Source organism: Fibrobacter sp., from assembly GCF_045601785.1.
Taxonomy (GTDB): domain Bacteria; phylum Fibrobacterota; class Fibrobacteria; order Fibrobacterales; family Fibrobacteraceae; genus Fibrobacter.
The window spans coordinates 1-2,502 of the sequence record NZ_JAZSAF010000027.1; the positions used below are offsets into that span (position 1 = coordinate 1).

Here is a 2,502-nt window from a genome sequence, read left to right on the forward strand (position 1 = left end):
GAAAACGGTTGAATCTGCAAATCCGATTGCGGTCCATGGTACCGTGCTGGTCGTAGAGTCGTCGTCCATGAAATGGATATCGTTGCCCAGTACGGCGTTTATCTTGCTGGCACTCTTGTTGTTCACCTGGTAAGCAAACCACGCCAGTTCACTCGGGCTTGTGATAACGTAATATTCAACACCGTCAATTTTCTTTGATGACGGCTTTGAAGTTGAGCCATCCCAGTCTTCGGCAAAAGCTCCTAACGCAAAGAAAAAAATTAGAATTAATACGATTTTTTTTAACATTATTCTCTCTTAGTTTGAAGTGATTAAACTCTACCTGTTCTCCAAGCACCAGTTTTTCATTTTTTCTGCATAGTGTTCCAAAATCGCTTCAGGACTTTCCGTTAAATGTTCTTCAGAATACGAGCAAGTCAAATGCAATGTTGGGGAGTCTTGACATCTTACCAGGTGGCGGAACAGAGTCCGGCCTTCGGCATTGCAGCTCTTCTCAAAATCGGCATAGTCTTTTTCGCAAGAATACTCATCATAGTAGTATCCGTCTAGTTTTTCGTGATAAACGACACCTTCGTCACCGGCCGTAAGGAAGAATGTCCGAATATAACCCGCTATTCCATTTAACATAGACCCATATCCTATCGTCTGCACTCCATATTCTGATGGATATACATTGACATAGCAATAAGAGTAGGGATTCTCCTGTTCGTAAGCGAAATAGTTTTCCCGTTTTCCCTTGAAATAAATTTCAAACCAGTAAACAGTCGAATCGAACGCATGGTCACCTATAGCTGCATTTTCTGCATCGGCGAATGCCTTTGTAGAGTCTACTTGGTGCTCCAGAATAGCCTTTTCATCTGCAGAAAAATCTGCCACCGAATTACCGTCTACGGTTCCACCCGCAGTAGAAGGTTCTGAACAGCCAACGACAGCCCACGCCAATGCGCACATCACTATAGAAGCAAAATATTTTCCAAACATCTTATTTTTCATTTTCGTTTCCCTCGATCTTTTGAGTCAACGGGAAAAGTTGCAGGTTCAGCCGGAGCACCTGTTCTGTCTTGCTATCGTTCAGAATGATGTCTTGAACCTGCTCGCGGCATTTGCGCAAGACTTCCACAATCTTGCCGTAGGCATCATTCGAGACACCCATGGTGATTCCTGAAATGAATCGCTCATCTGCAGAGAAACGGTCTATTGCATCTACTGCAAAATCCGCCATTTGCTTGTTCATCGAACGAACTGCCAGCGAAATGGCCTGGGTATCGCCAGCCAGCAATTTATCTGTTTGCTTGTAGGTTGCGTCTCCGGTCTTTTGGAGAATTCCTGCATTGACCTGGAAATCAATGGACTCCTTCACCTGTGTGGCAGAGACATCGTGAATGCATTTTTTTGCAATCTCCTTGGGCATCGCCCCTGGCATGGATGGTGCCAGCTCACGCACGACGGGATGTATCCAGGAATCATAATACCTGAAAGTTTCTGCACCGATGTGATGGACTTTGTTCGCCCGCAAAATGGATTGCATCTCTACGTATGCAAAATGCTTCTTCTCGTCGGTTTTTGCCTGCGCATACTGAACCATGTTGAAGAAGTAGTCGCGCTCGCCACCGACAAATCCAAAGGCGTCTGCTACCTTGATGGCAGCCTTTTTTCCGAGATTTGCCTTGCCTTCGCATACCTGCTTCATGAATACAGGTGATGTGAATCCCCCCATTTTCGAATAAATGCGCCAAGAGAAGGCAGATGTTCGCTTTTTCCAATCGTAAAAATCCTGCAAAAAACGCCTAAAGTCCTGATATTGCAATATGGAATCCATAATACCAAATCTACACACGAATTCCTACAGCGTCAACATTTTTAATACAAATAAGGCTATTTTTTTATATAAAATCACATTTTTAAAATAATTCTACATTTACCATAAAATTGAATACGCTTTGAATACACTTTGCAGAATGTGCGCAAGCACTTCAGCAAATGCTCTCAGCCCGAATTTCATGAAATCAGGTCTTAAAAAATGTATTTCTGGTTAAAACGCTATTTGATAGCGCGAGCGGTATATAAAAAAAGCCCCCTGGAAGGTTTACCTTCTGGGGGGCGTGAATCCAGCGGCGACCTACTCTCCCGGGCCCGTGGGCCAGGTACCATCGGCGATGAGGGGCTTGACTTCCGTGTTCGGAAAGGGAACGGGTATGACCCCCTCTCGGTAACCGCTGAAACAATGTCATAGGCGACAACGTGTTGTCGAAAAAGTGTCCTGCACAGGTCCTGAAGCCTGGCGGGTCCGGGCTGCCCACGCAACGCGTGTCGAACCGGATCGTTGAAAAGAAGGGAAAAGCTCTACCGGGCTATTAGTACCGCTCGGCTCAACGTGTCGCCACGCTCACACCTGCGGCCTATCGACGTCGTAGTCTACGACGGCCCTACATGGGGTTGCCCCCGCGAGACCTGATCTTGGGAACGGCTTCACGCTTAGATGCCTTCAGCGTTTCTCCGATC

General features: G+C 46.1%; 3 protein-coding genes and 2 rRNA genes. All 5 read right to left on the reverse strand.

The annotated features are described in order from the left end of the window. Positions 1-288 (reverse strand): hypothetical protein (locus ACKI61_RS04460; protein WP_407456578.1); only part of this gene is annotated, 288 nt, incomplete at its 3' end. Between the two features lie 30 nt (positions 289-318). Continuing rightward, positions 319-993 carry a hypothetical protein gene (locus ACKI61_RS04465; RefSeq protein WP_407456579.1) on the reverse strand — a complete coding sequence of 225 codons (675 nt, stop codon included), beginning with the start codon at positions 991-993 and terminating at the stop codon, positions 319-321. After that, entirely contained in the window at positions 983-1,819 is an 837-nt protein-coding gene (locus ACKI61_RS04470) for a TIGR02147 family protein (protein ID WP_407456580.1), read from the reverse strand. The genes ACKI61_RS04465 and ACKI61_RS04470 overlap by 11 nt, the downstream gene beginning before the upstream one ends. A gap of 287 nt (positions 1,820-2,106) precedes the next feature. Further along, positions 2,107-2,221, reverse strand: a 5S ribosomal RNA gene (gene rrf, locus ACKI61_RS04475). Between the two features lie 111 nt (positions 2,222-2,332). Continuing rightward, positions 2,333-2,502 (reverse strand): 23S ribosomal RNA (locus ACKI61_RS04480); the annotation flags it as partial.

What these genes read in the sequence shown, in the direction of transcription:
- ACKI61_RS04465 (WP_407456579.1), bottom strand. Translation starts at nt 993, where the DNA reads ATGAAAAATAAGATGTTTGGAAAATATTTTGCTTCTATAGTGATGTGC.
- ACKI61_RS04470 (WP_407456580.1), bottom strand. Translation starts at nt 1,819, where the DNA reads ATGGATTCCATATTGCAATATCAGGACTTTAGGCGTTTTTTGCAGGAT.